We start from the raw sequence: 19,013 nt of genomic DNA, 5'->3' as shown, positions 1-19,013 counted from the left end.
GGGGCGCCTACTCCGCGATGACAGCGTGCGGGTAGTCCGACGAGCGGTGCTGGAAACGCGTAATGGCGGGATTCACGATGACGCCGTCACGGATTTCGATGGCGCGGTCGACGGTCTCGTCTGCCTTCCAGGCCGTCTCTCCTGCCATCACAGTGGGCAGGTAGGGAAGAAGTGATTCGCTGATCTCCCACGACGCGGAGTTCCACAGGTACGATGGGCTGTGATCGACGCCGTAGTAAGTGATGTTGTCGCCGACGATGAAGGTCGGATCCGCGAACGAGGTGGGACGAGCCCAGCTGAACCCCATGCCTTCGTCGCACGAGACGTCGACGATGAGGCTTCCCGGTTGGAAGTCCATGAGATCTTCCTCGGTCAAGAACGTCAGTGGGGCGTCCGTGTTCTGCAGTACGCAGTTGACGACGATGTCGTGCTCGGCCAAGAAGCCGGGCACCGGCACGCTGTGGTTGTCGAGCATGACGTGGCTGCCACGGACGTCACCGTTGTTGTTGTCGAACGAGACCATGCGCGCCGAGTGGATGGGGGAGCTGACCGCGGTGACTCCACGCTGGGTGAGGACGTCCACTTCGTGGATACCGTGCGCCTTGAGTGCTGTGACCGCGCCGCGTGCAGTGGCTCCGAAACCGATCACGGCAGCGGTGAGACGCCGGCCGTAGTCACCGGTGGAACCGATCAACTGCAGGGCGTGCAGTACCGAGCAATAACCGGCGAGCTCGTTGTTCTTGTGGAACACATGCAGATTGAACGATCCGTCGCTGTGCCAGAAGTTCATGGCCTCGAAGGCGATGAGAGTCAGTTTCTTGTCGATCGCGATCTGTGTCAGTTCGGTGTCCTGGACACAGTGCGGCCAGCCCCAGAGAACCTGACCTGATCGTAGCTCGGCGAGGTCACGCACCAACGGCTTCGGTAGCAGAACCACATCGGTTTCCGCCAAAATCTGCTTGCGCGTGCGGATTCCGGCAACGAGGCGCGAGAGGTAGTCGTCGGAGTAGCCGAAGGGGTGACCGTAGCCTTCTTCGAGGTAGATCCGAGAACGTAGTTCGGCATCGATGCGATCGAAGTGCGCAGGATGGATCGGCAACCGGCGTTCTGCCGGTTTGCTCGACTGTCCGATGACTCCAAGGGTGCGTGCGTTGTTCAATTGTGTATCTCTCGATAGGAGCAGGTAGAGATGTCAGGCAGGAGCCTGAGGGACTAGCAGAAGCCGCAGGAACGCTGGCAGATTGCCTCGGCCAGGACCGCGTGAAAGCGTGCTGGCTGCGCTGCTGTCGATCGCCGACGGCAACAGAAAGGCGCGTCGGTATGTGCTCAGTCTAGTCCGGAACGGCCCTCACCCGGTGGCCGGGCGCTGTGTTGTGCTCCGCTGACGTGTGGCTACTGCTCGCGCAGGCGTGAATCCAGTACGGCCAGTTGAATTTTGCTGGCGTCCGCGTGTACCTGACGTCCTTTGTCGGTGACGTCGACGAAGACTCCGCGCCGGTCGGCCTCGCACAGTGCTCGCTGAACCAGTCCGGCCTTCTCGAGACGGGCCACGCTACGGGAGAGCGCGCTGGGACTCAGGTACATCTCCGAGGCAAGCTCCTGCATGCGTGGACGTTCGCACGTGGCGTCCATGAGTCGGTCGAGAGCCTCGAAGTCGCTCATGCTCAGCCCATGCGCCGACTGCATCTGGCGATCGAGTTCGCACGCGATGTCGTTGTAGCTGGTCGACAGCGAGCGCCAGGTGTTGCGCAATTCGGATTCCGACGTCACGACCGCATTCTAGTTGAAGACTCGATTACGTGCAATTGCATTAAATGCTTGTGCATTATGTGCATGTGCATCTATTCTCGCTGACGTGACTTGCACAGACTCGACACTCAAACCATTCGATTCGCCGGACGCCCCGGTTTCTACGGAATCCTCGGATCCGGCCACAGGGGAGGGCTGGTCCCTCAAGCTGTGGGGCATCCTCGCGGTGCTCTGCCTCGTGTTGTTCCTCGACGGTCTCGATGTGTCGATGGTGGGCGTCGCGCTACCGTCCATCGGCAATGAACTGGGCCTGTCCACTACCTCGCTGCAGTGGATCATCAACGGCTACGTCCTCGGATTCGGCGGCCTGTTGCTACTCGGTGGACGTACCGCCGATCTTCTCGGGCGCAGGAAGGTCTTCCTGATCGCACTGACCGTGTTCGCAATCGCCTCGCTGGTCGGTGGCCTTGTCGACAACGGAACACTGCTGATCGCATCACGATTCGTGAAGGGATTGGCTGCGGCCTTCACCGCTCCGACCGCAATGTCCATTCTCACCACGACGTTCAAGGAAGGTCCGGCCCGTAACCGTGCGCTGTCGGTGTTCTCCGTGTTCGGCGCCAGTGGTTACTCGTCCGGTCTGATCCTCGGTGGGCTGTTGACCAGTGCCGGTTGGCGATTCACGTTCCTGATGCCGGTTCCGTTTGCCGTCATCGCGCTGATCGGTGGGTACTTCCTCATTCCGCGGGACCGTCCCGCAGATACCGGGGGACACGATCTCGTCGGCGCCGTCACCCTGGTGACGGGAATGCTTCTCACGGTGTACACGATGGTTTCGGCTCCGACCCGTGGATGGGCACACCCGATGACGCTGGGTTCGTTCGCCGTCGCAGCCGTGCTTCTGGCGACGTTCTTCTTCGTGGAGAAGAAGGTGGCGCATCCGCTTGTGCGACTTGGGCTTCTGCGCGTCGGCACTATCGTTCGTGCGAATCTGGCCATCATCGCGCTCTTCGGTTCCTACCTGAGCTTCCAGTTCATGATGACGATCTTCCTGCAATCGGCCCTCGGCTGGTCGCCCCTGAAGATGGCGATGGCACTGCTGCCCGCGGGCATCATCGTCGCATTCGGATCGCCGTTCGTCGGACGGCTGGTCGACCTGTACGGCAGTGCCAAGCTCATCATCGCGGCACTGACCTCGCTCAGCGTCGGGTACCTCTGGTTCCTCTTCGCGGGCAGCGATTCACCGTCGTACGTCGTGGCGATTCTGCCGAGCGTCATCCTGCTCGGACTCGGATTCGCGCTGGGGTACACCTCGATCATGGCCCAGGCCACCTCGGGTGTCGACGACTCGGAGCAGGGTTTGGCGTCCGGGCTGGTGAACACCTCCGCTCAGGTCGGTGCGGCGCTCGTGCTCGCTCTCACCACTGCCCTCGTAACCGCTGGATCGCACACCGCGTCCGGCGCCGGTACCGCCGGATTCGAGCAGTTCCATCCCGGACTGATCCTGGTTACCGGAGTCGCGCTGGTGGGCTTGGCGATCACCGTCTCGCCGCTGGTACGTGGAAGGTCGCTGCGGGGAAGATCCGTGCGTGAAAGGCGCGCTGAGGAAGAAAAGGAATTGGCCGAGGTGAACTGAATACTCGCTTCATCCGCGAATGCGCTCGGCCGCGTAGGAGACAATCCTGCGCGGCCGAGTTGCTGTGTCTGAACTATCGGGTGGCAGATTTCAGGGCTGCGTCTTTCAGGGCAGCGTCTTTCAGTGCTACGTCGAAGCTCGTCGACGTAGCTTGCGAACCGAGAATCAAGGCAAGGCGCACCAACATGGCTTCGCGGTCGGACGGATCAGCCTGATCGAGTGCGTTCGACAGTGCCAACCAGACGTGTTCGCGGTGGCCCTCGTCGTCGACCACCGCAGTTGTCGCCGACTGTGCCGTATCGAAGTGCGTCGGCGCAGTGCCGGCGGTGAGGTGTTTGGCCACGTCGTTCAATTGCGTGGGATCGCTGATGCGGCACAGCACCAATCCGTCGGGCCGAATCACGAAGATTTCGCCGACACGAGCGCCGAGGGCAGATGCGAGATTGCCTTCGGCATCGGGAACCGTGGAGTCGGTAGTTCCCACGGTGATCACGCGTACGGTTTCCGGTGCAAGGGCCTGAGCAAGGATTTCGGCTTGCGTGTCGAGTTCGGATACCAGCTCAGCTGACAGTCCGAAAGCCAGCAGGCCGAATCCAGTACCGCGCAGACTGTTCAAGGAGGTAGATGAACCGTCCGCCGAGACCTGGACGACCCTGTCTTCCAACGGATCGCCGGGTAGTACGCCCTCGGCGCCCGCAGCTGTCGGCCACGTCAGCGGGGAGAGCCGGGCGTGCGTCGCACTCGACTGGCGCGGGTTGATGAGGTGCGCGAATTCGCTTCGCTTGGTGGCGAGTTCGAGTACGGCATCGCGGGTGGTCCGGTAGCCGTGACTTCCCGGCGACATGATGAGCGTCGACTTGCCTGCGTTGTCGACGTTCTGCTGCCACGCGCTGCGACGTTCCTTCGAATACGCGTCGAGGATGGTGGAATCGGCAGCTCCGTTGATGACGGCGGCTAGTTGCCACACCAAGGTCTCGGCGTCTTCCATGCCCGAGTTCAGGCCGCGAACACCGAAGATCGGAACGAGATGCGCGGCGTCGCCGGCAAAAAGCACACGGCCGTGAGTGAAATCTTCCAGAGCGAGTGCGTGGGCGCGGTAGAAGCCGAACCATTCCAGGGTCCAGGGGATGTCGCTCTGGAGCCATTCGAGGTGACGCGTGATGCGGTCACGGATGCGATCTTCTTGCGTCTCCGCTTCCGGATCGTCCGAGGCGTCGAGCTGGTAGTCGATGCGCCAGATGTCCCGTGGTTGGCGATGCATGATGATCGTGGACCCCGGGTTGCTGGGTGCGTCGAACCACACCAGACGCTCGGCCGGGAGTTCCGATTCCCAATGAATGTCGGCAATGACGTAGTTGCCCTCGTAGCTGTTGCCCTGCAAGCGGATTCCGCTGAGTTCGCGCATCTTGCTGCGTCCACCATCGGCGGCAACGACCCACGCCGCGCGCAGTTCGCGGGTTCCGAACGCGGTGTCGACGGTCAGAGTCACCTCGTTGTCACCGACGGAGATGCCGGCGATCGACGACGACCAGTGGAAGTTCACCAGTGGGTAAGCGAGCAGCTTGTCGGTCATGATCTGCTCGAACTCTGATTGCGAGACGTTGACCATGGGTCCACGCGCGTCGTGCTCGGCGGATGCCATGCGGAACTGCAGTACTTCCTGATCGCGGTAGTAACTCCGACCACCCACCCACGGCAGAACGATGTCTTCGAGCTCGGCACCGAAGCCGAGGCGTTCGGCAACTTCGAGGCTGTGGCGTGACACGCAGATCGCGCGACTGCCGAACGAGACCTGATCGGCCGCTTCGAGAATCGTGACGGCAATGCCGCGCTGCGCCAAGCCCATGGCTACGCCCATGCCGACTGGGCCGGCTCCGACGATCACGACGGGAAGTGCGTCGGCCGAAGGCGCCAGGGAGGCGAAGTCCTCGGGTGCGTACTTCTTCGGATGAAAGTAGGTCGACATGGTCACGAGGCTTTCTGTGCGGCAGTGTTTTTCGGGATCAATTGAGGTTCCGGGAGCAGCAGGATGGAAACCAGGCTGATCACGGCAATGATCACGAAGTAGGCGGTGATGGCGAACGAGGTGCCGAAGGCGGCGTAGAGCGCGGTGGCGATCATCGGGGCCAGACCGCCGCCGAGGATTGCGCCGATCTGGTAGCCGAGTGACGCTCCGCTGTAGCGGATGTGTGCGGGAAACAATTCGGCGAACAGTGCCGCTTGTGGGCCGGCGCAGCAGCCGAGCGTGAAGCCGAGGGCGATCATCGATACGAGCATCACCGGAACGATCGCTGTGTCGATCAGCGGAAAGAACACCGCTGCCGCCACTACCAGGGTGATCGAACTGCGGATGTAGACGGTCCGGCGTCCGAGAGTGTCCGACTTGTGAGCGCTGAAAGCCATTCCCGCCATCCAGAACGGGCAGGATGCGATGAGAAGAAAGAGCATCGTGGTCTTGCTGAAGCCGAGTTCGGTCTCGCCGTACTTGAGGACGTAAACCATGTACGCGTACGCGATTCCGTTGGTGGCTATGAAGGTTCCACCGGCGAGGAGCACAGTCTTCCAGTGTCTGGTGAGAACCTCGAGAATCGGCATGGACTCCGCCGGTGCCTCGGACTTGGACGCGGTGAACTCGTCACTTTCCTCGAGGCCGAGACGGATCCACATCGCAACGCCCACCAGAACTGCGCTGAGCAGGAACGGGATTCGCCATCCCCAGGAGTTGAATGCATCGTCGTCCATGAAGGCGGCGAGGGGGAGATAGACGAGATTGGCCACCAGTACTCCTGCGGGAACACCGATTTGTGGTGCGCTGCCGTACAGCCCCTTCCTGCCCTCCGGTGCGTTTTCGGTGGCGACCAGAACTGCGCCGCCCCACTCGCCGCCGACACCGAGTCCCTGAACGAATCGCAAGGTCACCAGGAGTATGGGGGCAAAGACGCCGATAGCGGCGTAGTTGGGTAGCAGCCCGATGGCAACGGTGGCGCAGCCCATCAGCATCAACGAGGTGACCAACATGGATTTGCGTCCGATGCGGTCGCCGAAGTGGCCCATCACGATTCCGCCGATGGGACGCGCGACGAATCCGACGGCGAGGGTGGCGAAGGCGGCGAGGGTGCCGGCCAGATCGGACGTGCCGGGGAAGAACTGCTTGCCGAGCACGAGTGCGGCGGCGGTGCCGTAGATGAAGAAGTCGTACCACTCGATGGCGGTGCCGACAAAGCTGCCGAGGGCGGCCTTACGCGCCTTGACCGTCGCGGCGGCGCGCGTTGCGGTCGGTGAGGCGATGGAGGTCATGAAGTGCCTTTCGAGATGAATGTGGCTTGAAGAAACAATGACGTGCGCCACAACAATTGAAAAGCGAAAGAAATGGAGGTTCTTGCACGGAAAATACGTGGAACCAGCTCCGCTGCCTGGTAGCGGGACTATTGGGCAGGTTCTGAGGGTGAAACGAATTCTATGAAAGCGCGTGCGACGCGGCTGAGGCGAGTGTTCTGGTGCCAAGCGAGAACTACGTGCACCGACGGCACGGCGGGGGAAGCGATGGTCTTGACGACCACCTCGAGCCCCTCGTACGTGACGTCGATCTTGGGCCGCTGGAGTAGCAGCGTCCAGCCGAGGCCACGGCCGACAAATGCCCGCGCCGTCTCGAAGTTCGCAGTTCTGTAGGCAACCTTCGGGGCGAATCCGCCTGCGCGACAGACGTCGAGCGCGTGTTTGGTGCTCGGCGGCGCGTCGAGGAGAACCATCGGGTGTTCCGCGAGGTCCGGAAGATGGATCGGTCGCTCGGACCGCGCGAGTGGGTGTTCTGCACCCAGGACGATCAAGGGTTCGCGGATGGCCAACGGAACTGTGCGCAATTGTGGAGACAGGTCCAGGTCGTAAGCGATTGCGAGGTCCAACTCGCCGTTCTCGAGATGTGTCTGGAGCCGATTCTGAGTGTCCTCGCGGAACTCCACCTGCGCGTCAGGATTCTCACGGGTGAACCCGGCGATCATCGACGGCAACACCGTCGGCCCCAGAGCGGGATAACAGCCGATCGCGATGGGCCCCGACACGCTTCCGCCGGTTCCGAGCGCATCGGATTCGAGTTCCCCGGCTTGCTGAAGTAGCGCCCGGGCGCGCACCAGAACGGATTCACCGGTGCGGGTCAGTTGAATGCCGAATGAGCGACGGCGAACGCACAGTTGAACTTTGAGCGCGCGTTCGAGTTCGGTGAGCGCCGCGGACAGGGCGGAAGGAGAGAGGTGCAGGCGCTCGGCCGCGGCACTGATCGTTCCGGTCTCGGCTACCGCGACAAACGCAGCAAGCTGACGCATCGTGTACGTGGGAGCAGGATCGATGCGAGGCATGAGATCGACAGTAGTCGGGTAGATTGCCCTGAATATTTTGGTGTGGCACCGTGAAGAGGTCGACGATCAATCGCTGACCTGCGTCTTCGTGGTGCCCCCGGCAGGATTCGAACCTGCGACCTTTCGCTCCGGAGGCGAACGCTCTATCCCCTGAGCTACGGGGGCGCACCGAACTTTCGGTGTGCCGATTGGGCTGCGTTAGCGTAGCGCATCACGGGGGGACAAGACCAAACCGGCACCCGTCTCGGCATGGCGTCCTCGCGTGAGGTAGTCGAGGATGCGGCCGGGGACCATGGTCGTCGAATCATCTGTACCGACTGACTCGGATGCTTTTTACGCCTAGGCTCGGCTCTGAGCACAGGCTCGGGCGGACTGCTCGGGCACCCTCGTGAGGTACGGGAGTCGTTGATGACCGATCACCACTATTCCGAAGACCAGCTCGCGCTCGACCTGAAGTGGTGGGCAGCGGCCAACTACCTGACCGTCGCGCAGATCTATCTGAAGGACAACACGCTTCTGCGGGAACCGTTGCGTGCCGAGCACATCAAGCCCCGACTGCTCGGGCACTGGGGGACCAGCCCCGGCTTGTCGATGATCTACACGCTCCTCAATCGGCACATCGTCGCCACCGGCGCAGACTGGCTTTACGTGACCGGTCCCGGGCACGGCGGTCCGGCGCTGGTCGCGTCGACGTATCTCGAGGGAACGTACTCGGAGATCTATCCGGAAGTCTCGGACGACGCCGAGGGCATCCACCGGATGTGTCGGCGATTCTCCGCTCCCGGCGGAGTGCCCAGCCATGTGAGTGTGCAGACACCCGGAAGCATCCACGAAGGCGGCGAACTCGGCTACGCCCTTGCCCATGCGGCCGGCGCTGCCTTCGATCATCCGAACCTCGTGGTGGCCTGTGTGATCGGCGACGGCGAAGCGGAGACCGGGCCGTTGTCCGGTTCGTGGAAGCTCCCGGCGTTCCTGAATCCACGACGCGACGGCGCGGTGTTGCCGATCCTGCACGTGAACGGTGCCAAGATCGCCGGGCCGACGGTCTACGGACGCAGCAGCGACGAAGACATCCAGGCCTATCTTGGTGGACAGGGGTGGGCGCCGATCGTCGTCTCCGGTGACGACCCCGACGCGGTGTTTCCTCAGCTGTATCAAGCGATCTCGCAGGCGCACGAGAAGATCCGCGAGATGCAGGGTGCCGCACGCCGCGGAGAGGAGTGGACGGGTTCGTGGCCGGCAATCGTGTTGCGGACGCCAAAAGGATGGACCGGTCCACACACCGTCGACGGAATTTTGGTCGAGGGCACACATCGTGCGCACCAGGTGCCGTTGTCCGGCGTGCGAACCAACGAATCGCATCTGCGGCAACTCGAAGAGTGGATGCGGTCGTACCGTCCGGACGAGTTGTTCGACGCCAACGGATCACTGGCCGCGGAACTGGCGGCGCTCTCGCCGACGGGGGACAAGCGCATGGGGAGCACTCCCTACGCGAACGGTGGACGACTTCGCGTCGATCTCCCGATGCCGCCGCTCGAAAAGTACGCGCTTCCCATCCAATCGCCGGGTTCGACCTTCCACGAGACGACGCGAGTGCTCGGCGAGCTTCTGCGCGACATCTACGCCGCCACGGAAACCGAGGACAGCGGCGGGATCTTCCGACTCTTCTGTCCGGACGAGACGGCTAGCAATCGCCTCGGCGCCGTATTCGAGACAACCGATCGCTGCTGGCAACTGCCGATCACCGACTACGACGACGGGCTGTCCGCGGACGGTCGTGTCATGGAGGTCCTCAGCGAGCACCTCTGCGAGGGTTGGCTCGAGGGCTATCTGCTGTCGGGCCGACACGGGATGTTCGCGAGCTACGAAGCATTTGCCATGGTAAGTGTCTCGATGCTCATCCAGCACGCCAAGTGGCTCCAACATGCCGTCGACCTGCCGTGGCGGGCGTCCGTCGCTTCGCTCAACGTGCTGTTGACCAGTACGTGCTGGCGCAACGATCACAACGGATTCAGTCATCAGGGCCCCGGCATGATCGACGCCGTTATTCCCTTGGCACCCAGTGTGATCCGCGTGTGGCTGCCGCCGGATTCCAACACCTTGCTCTCGATCTCGGACCACTGCCTGCGTAGTACCGACCACGTCAACCTGATAGTCGTGGACAAGCAACCGCACCTGCAGTACCTCACGCTCGAGCAAGCGCACGAGCACTGCGCGGCGGGCGCTTCGGTCTGGGAATGGGCCGGAACCGAGGCTCGCGGACAGGAACCGGACGTGGTCCTGGCCGCCGCGGGAGATGTGCCGACGCAGGAGATCCTGGCTGCTGCACAGTTGCTGCGCGATCACACACCCGAACTGATCACCCGCGTCGTCAACGTCGTCGATCTGATGGCCTTGCTGACGCCAACCGAGCATCCCCACGGATTCGGGGAGCGGGTCTTCCTCGATCTGTTCTCCGCGCAGACCGACGTCGTGTTCGCATTCCACGGATACTCGCGTGCCGTGCACGAACTGATTCACGGGCGTCCGAGTCCCGAGCGCTTCCACGTTCGCGGATTCAGTGAACAGGGAACAACCACAACACCGTTCGACATGGTCGTCCTCAACAAGATGAGCCGCTACCACCTGGTGATCGAGGCGCTACGACGCTCCAAGCGTCGGCCGGCCGGGGCGTCCGAGTTGGCGGAGTTCTGCCGCACACAACTCGAAAAGCACTCGCGTTACATCGTCGAGCACCTCGAAGACATGCCGGAAGTAGAAAACTGGACCTGGTCCTGAAATTCAGGACCAGGCCCAGTTGGGTCTGAACATTCTCGGCTCAGTTCAGTTCTGCTCAGTTCATGGGCAGTGGCACTGCGCCGCGAGCTGCCAACATGTCGGTCATCAGCTTGGACTCGCTCTGCTGCGTGTTGACCATCGTCTGCGCCAGGCTGCGCACCGGCCCCTCGGTGGCGTCGGCTGCTGCGTACTCCATCATCGGAAGCCCACCTTCGTGGTGACGAAGCATCAGCTGCAGGAACAAGGTGTCGAGTTGCAGACCTTCCGCTGCGCGGAGAGCCGCAAGGTCCTCGGGGGACGCCATGCCGGGCATCGTGTCGACCGGCCCGGAATGACTCATGTCCATCGTGGCCGAAGTCCCGTGCGATCCATGGCCGGAGCCCGAATCCGACGACATCCACTCCATGTACGGGCCCACCTTGGACAGCGGCTGATCCCACATGGTCAGCCACGCCTGCATCTGACCGAGCTGGTTCTGCTGCGTGGTCAAGATGTCGAACGCCAGCGTGCGTACGTCGTTGTCCGTGGACTTCGTCAGGGCGATGGCCGCCATGTCGACGGCCTGGCTGTGATGCACGCTCATGTCCTGCGCGAAGCCCACGTCCACCGAATCCGAAGCCGGAACGGTCAGTGACGACTTCGCATCGGGTCCGAGGAGGTTGGTCAGTGCGCCGAGCGCAAAACCGACGGCGATCGCGCCGATCAGACCGATGATCAGCAGTGCGGTGCGCTGACTCGGCTTCGAAGACTGATCGGTGTTCGTCGAACTATCCACCGGCGGGAATCTGTTCGTCGGTGGCCGGGGTAGCGCCCGTGCCGTCCATCTGGATGGCGTCGGCGCCCGGAGGTGTCGGATCGAACGGCGACGTCGACGGAGTGAACAGCGGGTTGGTGCAGCTCGCGCCGACCTCGGGGTAGACGTTCGGGTTCTGGTTCAGCGCAGTGATGAACTGATCGATGCGATCGTCGTCGGCCTTGTCGATCTCGAGGCGATGGCCCCACGACTGCAGAGAAATGGGGCTGCTCTGACCGGGGTACGGCGACATCAGCATGTAGGACTTGCCGTTCACGCGTCCGGCGAGACTGTCGATCTGGTCCTGGTCGACGAGATCGGGGTTGTACGTGATCCAGATGGCGCCGTGCTCGAGCGAGTGGACGGCGTTCTCGGTGCGAATCGGGTCGGCGTACACGGTTCCGGTGCAGTTAGCCCAGGTGGCGTCGTGCGGGCCACCGAACGGCGGGGTCTGGTCGTACGCCACGCGCTGAGTGGAATCGACGTGCTGGCCGGCCGGGTACTCGATCTTGAGGACGCCGTCGATCTTGTCGGACGGATCCTTGTTCTCGGAGCTGTACTTGTACGGCTCGAGGGCCTGCCGCTCCTCGACCTTGGGCCACAGATTGATACCGAGCACGGCGATGAGTGCGAGCACAGCCACACCGGCGCCGATCGACAGCCAGGGGATCTGGCGGGGAGCGGGGACGCCGCCCTTGCCCTTCTTGGCCGGCCGACTGTTCTTGTTGGCGGCCTTGATGGCCTTGGCTGATTTGGCCCCGGAGTTCTTGTTGGGACCGCGACTATCGGAACCGCTTGGCATCGATTGGGCTCTTTCGGTGTGTGGGCTTGAGGTGTGGCGCGCCCGCGCATGAAGGTACGCGGTGGTAGCTCGGGCATTACCACTGTACTTTCCGAGTCTGAGGGCAAACTTTGAGAGTGGCGTGCGACACGCCACAGCGGCCCCGCGCACGTTCACGGAGAGCGAGGCGTGAGGCGAGTCTCCACTTCCGGTGTGCAGGCAATAGGATGAATACCTGTGACTCCAGCTGACCTTGCCGAACTGCTCCGCGGAACCGCAGCGAGCGTCCTTGCCGATCGTGGCCTCGACGTATCCGTGCTACCCGAAACCCTCACCGTCGAGCGACCACGCAACCCCGAGCATGGCGATTACGCCACCAACATTGCCATGCAGGTAGCCAAGAAGGTCGGCACGAATCCCCGCGAGCTGGCGGGCTGGATCGCCGAAGCCCTCACCGCTGCCGACGGAATCGAATCCGCCGAGATCGCCGGGCCCGGCTTCCTCAACATTCGGTTGGACAAGGACGCCCAGGGCGCGATCGTCGTGTCGGTTCTCGAAGCCGGTGCGTCGTACGGCTCGGGTGACTCCCTCGCCGGCAAGAAGATCAACCTCGAATTCGTCTCCGCCAACCCCACCGGACCGATTCACCTCGGTGGAACCCGTTGGGCCGCAGTCGGAGACGCGCTCGGACGCATTCTGTCCGCGCAGGGTGGTCTGGTAACACGTGAGTACTACTTCAACGATCACGGTGCCCAGATCGACCGCTTCTCGCGTTCGCTGATCGCTGCAGCGAAGGGTGAACCAGCTCCCGAAGACGGTTACGCCGGTGCATACATCGCCGACATCGCCGCCTCGGTTCTGAAGCAGCGTCCCGACGTCATGGATCTGCCTGCCGACGAGCAGCAGGAAACCTTCCGCGCCATCGGCGTCGAATTGATGTTCACGCACATCAAGCAGACCCTGCACGACTTCGGCGTCGACTTCGACGTCTACTTCCACGAGAACTCGCTCTTCGAATCCGGTGCGGTCGAGAAGGCCGTCGAATCCCTCAAGGGTTCGGGCAACCTCTTCCACGAAGACGGTGCGTGGTGGCTCAAGAGCACCGACTACGGCGACGACAAGGACCGCGTCGTCATCAAGAGCGATGGCAACGCCGCCTACATCGCCGGTGACATCGCCTACTTCCAGAACAAGCGCGCACGTGGGTTCGACCTCTGTATCTACATGCTCGGCGCCGACCATCACGGTTATATCGGCCGTCTCAAGGCTGCCGCTGCCGCATTCGGCGACGATCCGGACACCGTCGAGGTGCTGATCGGCCAGATGGTCAACCTCGTCAAGGACGGCACTGCCGTCAAGATGAGCAAGCGTGCAGGCACCGTCATCACCCTCGACGACCTGGTCGAGGCAATCGGCGTCGACGCCTCGCGTTACGTCATGATCCGCTCGTCGGTCGACTCGAGCATCGACATCGACCTCGACCTGTGGACCAAGACCAGCAGCGAGAACCCCGTCTACTACGTGCAGTACGCGCACGCACGCCTCTCGGCGATCGCTCGCAACGCCGCAGACCTCGGTCTGTCCGCCGACGCGAGCAACCTCGCCCTGCTCACCGTCGAGCAGGAGGGTGACCTCATCCGCACGATCGGCGAGTACCCACGCGTCGTGTCGAGCGCTGCGAATCTGCGTGAGCCGCACCGTATTGCCCGCTACCTCGAAGAACTCGCGGGTGCGTACCACCGCTTCTACGGCGCGTGCCGCATCCTTCCGCAAGGCGACGAAGACGCCACCGACGTGCACCGCGCGCGTCTGGCTCTCTGCGCCGCCACCCGACAGGTCCTGGCCAACGGTCTCGAACTGCTCGGCGTCACCGCACCGGAGCAAATGTGAACGCGCACCCCGCCGGCCCCAAGCATGCCGAGCAGTTGCAGGCCCCCGGCTTGCCCGACCGTCCGACCAGCCCCGAAGCCTTCGGCGAACTCTCACCGCAGGTGTGGCCGCGCAACGCTTCTCGCGGCGACGACGGTGAAGTGACCCTCGCGGGTGTCAAGGTCGGTGAACTTGCCGAGAAGTACGGCACTCCGTTGTTCGTCATCGACGAGGACGACTTCCGTTCACGCTGCCGTGACATGGCCCGCGCCTTCGGCCCGGATGCCAAGGTGCACTACGCATCCAAGGCATTCCTCTGTGGCGAGATCGCACGCTGGGTCGCCGACGAAGGCCTCTCGCTCGACGTCTGCTCCGGCGGCGAACTGGCGATCGCGTTGCACGCGGACTTCCCGGCCGAGCGAATTGCCATGCACGGCAACAACAAGTCAGTCGCCGAACTGGCCGCTGGTGTCGCCGCGGGCGTCGGACACGTCGTGCTCGACTCGTCGATCGAGATCGACCGACTCGATCGTGTCGCCGGTGAGGCCGGTGTCGTTCAGGACGTGTTGATCCGACTGACCGTCGGCGTCGAAGCGCATACTCACGAATTCATCTCCACCGCACACGAGGACCAGAAGTTCGGTTTCTCGCTGGCCGGGGGAGCGGCGATCGACGCGGTCCGTCGCGTCTTCGCTGCCGACAACTTGCGCCTGGTCGGCCTGCACAGCCACATCGGTTCGCAGATCTTCGACGTCGACGGTTTCGAGGTGGCAGCGCACCGCGTGATCGGTTTGCTCCGCGACGTCGTCACCGAGTTCGGAGTCGAGAAGACCAAGCAGATTTCGATCATCGACCTCGGCGGCGGCATGGGGATCTCGTACATCCCCTCCGACGACCCGCCGCCCGTCGACGAACTGGCAGCAAAGCTCGGCCACATCGTGCGCAACGAGTCCGCACTGGCCGGATTGCCGGAGCCGACGCTTGCCGTCGAACCCGGCCGCGCCATCGCCGGACCTGGCACGGTGACGCTCTACGAGGTCGGCACCATCAAGGACGTCACGGTGGGTAGCTCGCTGACACGCCGCTACATCAGCGTCGACGGCGGGATGAGCGACAACATCCGCACGTCCCTCTACGGTGCGGAGTACGAAGCCAAGTTGGTTTCGCGAACTTCCGAGGCTGATCCCGTCGTTGCACGTATCGTCGGTAAGCACTGCGAGTCCGGTGACGTGGTCATTCGGGACACCTGGATGCCCGAGGACGTCGGGCCCGGTGATTTACTAGCGGTAGCAGCGACCGGTGCATACTGCTATTCGATGTCGAGCAGGTACAACCTGCTCACCCGCCCAGCCGTGGTGGCGGTGCGTGACGGAGTCTCACGCGTGATTCTGCGGAGGGAAACAGTGGAAGATCTGCTCAGCTTGGAGGTATCGCAGTGACGAGCGAATCGGCGCATCGCGCTATCGGTGTGGCCGTTCTCGGCCTCGGCAACGTCGGGAGCGAGGTCGTCCGGATCATTCGTGAGCAGGCCGAGGAACTCGAAGCTCGCGTCGGCGCCCCGTTGGAACTGCGGGGGGTTGCCGTCCGCCGTATCGGCTCGGACCGCGGAATTCCCGAGGAACTGCAGACGACGGACGCCGAGTCCCTGGTCGGTCGTGACGACGTCGACATCGTGGTCGAGGTGATCGGCGGAATCGAGCTCCCTCGCAAGCTGATTCTCTCTTCCCTCAACTCCGGTAAGTCGGTCGTGACCGCCAACAAGGCGCTGCTCGCGGACCACACCGGTGAATTGGCGGAGGCTGCAGAGGCCAACTCTGTCGACCTGTACTTCGAGGCCGCTGTTGCCGGTGCGATCCCCGTGATCCGCCCGCTCACACAGTCGTTGGCCGGAGACCGTGTCAACAAGGTCGCCGGAATCGTGAACGGCACCACCAACTTCATCCTCTCCGCGATGGACGAGACCGGCGCCGACTACGAGGAGACCCTCGCCGAAGCCGGACGCCTCGGATACGCGGAGGCCGACCCGACCGCGGACGTCGAAGGCTACGACGCCGCGGCGAAGGCAGCGATCCTCGCGTCGATCGCGTTCCACACCCGCGTCACTGCCGCGGACGTGTACCGCGAAGGAATCTCCACGATCACCTCCGCCGACCTGGCGTCGGCGAAGGCACTCGAGTGCACGATCAAGTTGCTCTCGATCTGCGAGCGCATCGTCACGCCCAAGGGCAAGGAGCGGATTTCCGCTCGCGTGTACCCGGCGCTGGTTCCGCTCAGCCATCCGCTGGCCTCGGTCAACGGCGCGTTCAACGCCGTTGTCGTGGAAGCAGAGAACGCCGGCCGGCTCATGTTCTACGGCCAGGGCGCAGGCGGCGCCCCCACCGCTTCCGCGGTGATGGGTGACCTGGTGATGGCTGCGCGCAACAAGGTTCACGGCGGCCGCGGCCCCCGCGAGTCCAAGTACGCCAAGCTGAAGGTCGCCCCGATGGGCGACATCCTCACGCGCTACTACGTGAACATGGAGGTCGCGGACAAGGAAGGTGTGCTGTCCGCAGTCGCCGCCGAGTTCGCCAAGCACGGCGTGAGCATCTCCGTCGTCCGCCAGGAGGGCGCCGGCGCCGGCGCGCGTCTGGTGGTCGTCACTCATGTAGCAACCGACGCGGCTCTCTCCGAGACCGTGGCGGCTCTCAACGAACTCGAATTCGTCACCGCTGTGACCAGCGTGCTGCGACTGGAAGGCACTGAACAATGACCGGCATCGTCAACCCCGTCCACAAGGCATGGCCGGGTCTCATCGAGGCATACCGGGACCGTCTCGCGATCGGTGACAACTGGAAGACCGTCACCCTGCGCGAAGGCGGCACCCCGCTCCTGCCGGCCGGCCACCTCTCCGAGATCACCGGCTGCGACGTCTACCTCAAGGTCGAGGGTCTCAACCCCACCGGTTCCTTCAAGGACCGCGGCATGACGATGGCCGTCACCGACGCCTTGGCCCGTGGCCAGCGTGCAGTTCTGTGCGCGTCCACCGGCAACACCTCCGCCTCGGCCGCTGCGTATGCAGCCAAGGCAGGCATGACCTGCGCCGTGCTCATCCCGCAGGGCAAGATCGCCATGGGCAAGCTTGCGCAGGCAGTCATGCACGGTGCCAAGATCATTCAGGTCCAGGGCAACTTCGACGACTGCCTCGAGCTGGCACGCAAGACCACGGCCGAGTTCCCCACCATCGGCCTCGTCAACTCGGTCAACCCGGTGCGCATCGAAGGCCAGAAGACCGCGGCATTCGAGATCATGGACGTCCTCGGCAAGGCTCCCGACGTGCACGCACTCCCGGTCGGAAACGCCGGTAACATCACCGCGTACTGGCGCGGATACTCCGAGTACTACGCGGACGGTCTGACCACGGTCAAGCCCCGCATGCTCGGCGTCCAGGCAGCCGGAGCGGCTCCGCTGGTCAACGGTGCACCCGTCAAGGATCCCGAAACCATCGCCACCGCAATCCGAATCGGTTCTCCCGCGTCCTGGAACGGCGCTGTCGCCGCGAAGGAAGAGTCGAACGGTGCATTCCGTGCCGCCACCGACGAGAAGATCCTCGAGGCTTACCGTCTGATCGCCGCCACCGAGGGCGTCTTCGTCGAACCGGCGTCGGCAGCCAGCGTCGCCGGCCTGCTCGCCGCACGTGCAGAGGGCTGGCTCGAGCCGGGCCTGACCGTCGTGTGCACGGTGACCGGTAACGGTCTCAAGGATCCTGACACGGCTTTGAAGGGTATGCCGAACGTCGAGCCGATCGGTGTCGATCCCGTTGCCGTCGCGGCTGCCCTCGAGCTTGCATAGTGTCCGTGGATTCATCGACCACTCCGCGGAATCCGGTGTCTGACATGACTATAACCCTGCCTATCGGCCTTTCGGTGACTGCTCGCGTCCCGGCCTCGAGTGCAAACTTGGGGCCGGGGTTCGACACCCTCGGTCTGGCGTTGGGGTTGTACGACGAAATCGTGGTCACCACAACGGATTCAGGCCTTCAGATTCGCGTCGAAGGTGAAGGCGCTGCCGACGTGCCCTGGGGTCCTTCGCATCTCGTGGTCCGCGCCATCGAGCGTGGTCTCGAGGCGGCCGGAGTGTGGGCCAGTGGCCTGGACGTGTTGTGCCGCAACGCGATTCCACATTCGCGCGGGTTGGGATCCTCGGCTTCCGCGGCTGTCGGTGGATTGGCAGCAGCCAACGGTCTGGCGCGCGCTCTCGATGCCGAGATCGGCTTGACGGAAGAGCAGTTGGTTCAACTCTCGTCCGAGTTCGAAGGTCACCCGGACAACGCGTCTGCCAGTGTTCTCGGTGGCGCAGTCGTCTCGTGGAGTTGCCCACCGGCAGTCGAAGGCGACGAGCCGATCTACTCCGCGGCCAAACTCGACGTCCATCCCGACATCCGTGCTGTGGCACTGGTTCCCGAGGAGCGGTCGTCCACCGCACACACTCGCGGGCTCCTGCCCGAATTGGTTCCGCACCAGGATGCCTCGTTCAACGCGAGCCGCAGCGCGCTCGCCGTCGTTGCGCTCACTGCTCGGCCCGATCTGTTGATGGCGGCCACCGAGGATCGCCTGCATCAGGCGCAGCGCGCGCCCGCGCTTCCGCTCACGACGCGATGGATCGGGATCCTGCGCGAGGCGGGTATCGCTGCGACCGTTTCGGGAGCCGGCCCCACCGTGTTGGCGCTCAGCACAGAACCTTTCCCCGTCGAACTCGCGGAAGCGGCGCGGGCAGACGGACTACGTGTGCTCGAATTGGACATCGCCGACGGCGTCGAAGTATCCACGACGACGGTCTGATCCCTGCCTTGGTCCAGGTGATCGCCCACTACCGATCGGTAGTGAACTGACACACCCAGTCGTCCAAATTCTTGCCGGACTCAGGTTTGGGCGCTATCCTGGGCTATGTCCGTACATCGTGCGCGTCAGTCGCCGGTGCATCACCAGGGGGCAAAACTCCTTCCCAATCGGGGTCCACAGTCCTTGGCATGATTCTCGCAGGCATGATCCTCACGCTTGTACCTTCTCCGAAGGTTTG

General features: G+C 63.4%; 14 protein-coding genes and 1 tRNA gene. 7 read left to right on the top strand and 8 right to left on the bottom strand.

Annotation, left to right across the window (positions count from 1 at the left end):
- Positions 1 to 7 precede the first annotated feature (7 nt).
- Both ACBG85_RS18650 and ACBG85_RS18645 read right to left on the bottom strand, forming a co-directional pair.
- Positions 8 to 1,159 carry a N(5)-(carboxyethyl)ornithine synthase gene (locus ACBG85_RS18650; protein WP_007726175.1) on the bottom strand — a complete coding sequence of 384 codons (1,152 nt, stop codon included), beginning with the start codon at positions 1,157 to 1,159 and terminating at the stop codon, positions 8 to 10.
- Positions 1,160 to 1,392: 233 nt separating this feature from the next.
- Positions 1,393 to 1,770 carry a MarR family winged helix-turn-helix transcriptional regulator gene (locus ACBG85_RS18645; protein WP_003941367.1) on the bottom strand — a complete coding sequence of 126 codons (378 nt, stop codon included), beginning with the start codon at positions 1,768 to 1,770 and terminating at the stop codon, positions 1,393 to 1,395.
- A gap of 85 nt (positions 1,771 to 1,855) precedes the next feature.
- Here ACBG85_RS18645 and ACBG85_RS18640 point away from each other — a divergent pair, with 85 nt between their 5' ends.
- Positions 1,856 to 3,385 (top strand): MFS transporter, encoded by a 1,530-nt coding sequence (locus tag ACBG85_RS18640; RefSeq protein WP_372024299.1) that lies wholly within the window; start codon positions 1,856 to 1,858, stop codon positions 3,383 to 3,385.
- Positions 3,386 to 3,458: 73 nt separating this feature from the next.
- On the opposite strand, the gene ACBG85_RS18635 is transcribed toward ACBG85_RS18640, so the two are convergent.
- The 4 genes from ACBG85_RS18635 to ACBG85_RS18620 all read right to left on the bottom strand — a co-directional run bounded on the left by ACBG85_RS18635 (position 3,459) and on the right by ACBG85_RS18620 (position 7,902).
- A complete protein-coding gene (locus ACBG85_RS18635) occupies positions 3,459 to 5,351 on the bottom strand; it encodes an FAD-dependent monooxygenase (protein ID WP_372027878.1) in 1,893 nt (630 codons plus the stop codon).
- 2 nt (positions 5,352 to 5,353) lie between these two features.
- Positions 5,354 to 6,682, bottom strand: a complete 1,329-nt coding sequence (locus ACBG85_RS18630) for an MFS transporter (RefSeq protein WP_063316877.1) — start codon at positions 6,680 to 6,682, stop codon at positions 5,354 to 5,356.
- A gap of 128 nt (positions 6,683 to 6,810) precedes the next feature.
- Positions 6,811 to 7,737, bottom strand: a complete 927-nt coding sequence (locus ACBG85_RS18625; protein ID WP_030537328.1) for a LysR substrate-binding domain-containing protein — start codon at positions 7,735 to 7,737, stop codon at positions 6,811 to 6,813.
- An 89-nt stretch (positions 7,738 to 7,826) separates the two neighbouring features.
- Positions 7,827 to 7,902: transfer RNA gene (locus ACBG85_RS18620), tRNA-Arg, on the bottom strand.
- A 243-nt stretch (positions 7,903 to 8,145) separates the two neighbouring features.
- Here ACBG85_RS18620 and ACBG85_RS18615 point away from each other — a divergent pair.
- On the top strand, positions 8,146 to 10,515 hold the full coding sequence (locus tag ACBG85_RS18615; RefSeq protein ID WP_007726185.1) for a phosphoketolase: 2,370 nt from the start codon (positions 8,146 to 8,148) through the stop codon (positions 10,513 to 10,515).
- Positions 10,516 to 10,570: 55 nt separating this feature from the next.
- Here ACBG85_RS18615 and ACBG85_RS18610 read toward each other — a convergent pair whose 3' ends face one another.
- Both ACBG85_RS18610 and ACBG85_RS18605 read right to left on the bottom strand, forming a co-directional pair.
- Positions 10,571 to 11,290, bottom strand: a complete 720-nt coding sequence (locus ACBG85_RS18610) for a DUF305 domain-containing protein (protein WP_007726186.1) — start codon at positions 11,288 to 11,290, stop codon at positions 10,571 to 10,573.
- Positions 11,283 to 12,110 carry a DUF3105 domain-containing protein gene (locus ACBG85_RS18605; protein WP_003941378.1) on the bottom strand — a complete coding sequence of 276 codons (828 nt, stop codon included), beginning with the start codon at positions 12,108 to 12,110 and terminating at the stop codon, positions 11,283 to 11,285. Before ACBG85_RS18605 ends, ACBG85_RS18610 begins: the two co-directional genes overlap by 8 nt.
- Positions 12,111 to 12,326: 216 nt before the next feature.
- Between ACBG85_RS18605 and argS the strand changes: the two genes are divergently transcribed.
- The 5 genes from argS to thrB are packed head-to-tail and all read left to right on the top strand — an operon-like array spanning position 12,327 to position 18,775.
- Complete coding sequence (gene argS / locus ACBG85_RS18600) at positions 12,327 to 13,979, top strand: arginine--tRNA ligase (protein ID WP_003941360.1); 1,653 nt, start codon at positions 12,327 to 12,329, stop codon at positions 13,977 to 13,979.
- Positions 13,976 to 15,397 (top strand): diaminopimelate decarboxylase, encoded by a 1,422-nt coding sequence (gene lysA / locus ACBG85_RS18595; RefSeq protein WP_003941384.1) that lies wholly within the window; start codon positions 13,976 to 13,978, stop codon positions 15,395 to 15,397. The genes argS and lysA overlap by 4 nt, the downstream gene beginning before the upstream one ends.
- Positions 15,394 to 16,707 carry a homoserine dehydrogenase gene (locus ACBG85_RS18590; RefSeq protein ID WP_030537332.1) on the top strand — a complete coding sequence of 438 codons (1,314 nt, stop codon included), beginning with the start codon at positions 15,394 to 15,396 and terminating at the stop codon, positions 16,705 to 16,707. Before lysA ends, ACBG85_RS18590 begins: the two co-directional genes overlap by 4 nt.
- Positions 16,704 to 17,786 carry a threonine synthase gene (thrC, locus tag ACBG85_RS18585; RefSeq protein WP_003941280.1) on the top strand — a complete coding sequence of 361 codons (1,083 nt, stop codon included), beginning with the start codon at positions 16,704 to 16,706 and terminating at the stop codon, positions 17,784 to 17,786. The genes ACBG85_RS18590 and thrC overlap by 4 nt, the downstream gene beginning before the upstream one ends.
- A gap of 44 nt (positions 17,787 to 17,830) precedes the next feature.
- Complete coding sequence (gene thrB, locus ACBG85_RS18580) at positions 17,831 to 18,775, top strand: homoserine kinase (RefSeq protein ID WP_007726194.1); 945 nt, start codon at positions 17,831 to 17,833, stop codon at positions 18,773 to 18,775.
- Positions 18,776 to 19,013: the final 238 nt, after the last annotated feature.

Origin of the sequence: Rhodococcus sp. NyZ502 (assembly GCF_041464245.1) — a bacterium.
Classification (GTDB): Bacteria; Actinomycetota; Actinomycetes; order Mycobacteriales; family Mycobacteriaceae; genus Rhodococcus_F; species Rhodococcus_F qingshengii.
Note: the sequence above shows the minus strand (reverse complement) of the source record. Positions and strands in the feature narration are given on the sequence as shown.

Coding starts and splice junctions, on each gene's coding strand:
- thrC (WP_003941280.1), top strand. CDS start 16,704: ATGACCGGCATCGTCAACCCCGTCCACAAGGCATGGCCGGGTCTCATC.
- ACBG85_RS18630 (WP_063316877.1), bottom strand. CDS start 6,682: ATGACCTCCATCGCCTCACCGACCGCAACGCGCGCCGCCGCGACGGTC.
- ACBG85_RS18625 (WP_030537328.1), bottom strand. CDS start 7,737: ATGCCTCGCATCGATCCTGCTCCCACGTACACGATGCGTCAGCTTGCT.
- ACBG85_RS18635 (WP_372027878.1), bottom strand. CDS start 5,351: ATGTCGACCTACTTTCATCCGAAGAAGTACGCACCCGAGGACTTCGCC.
- ACBG85_RS18615 (WP_007726185.1), top strand. CDS start 8,146: ATGACCGATCACCACTATTCCGAAGACCAGCTCGCGCTCGACCTGAAG.
- ACBG85_RS18605 (WP_003941378.1), bottom strand. CDS start 12,110: ATGCCAAGCGGTTCCGATAGTCGCGGTCCCAACAAGAACTCCGGGGCC.
- thrB (WP_007726194.1), top strand. CDS start 17,831: ATGACTATAACCCTGCCTATCGGCCTTTCGGTGACTGCTCGCGTCCCG.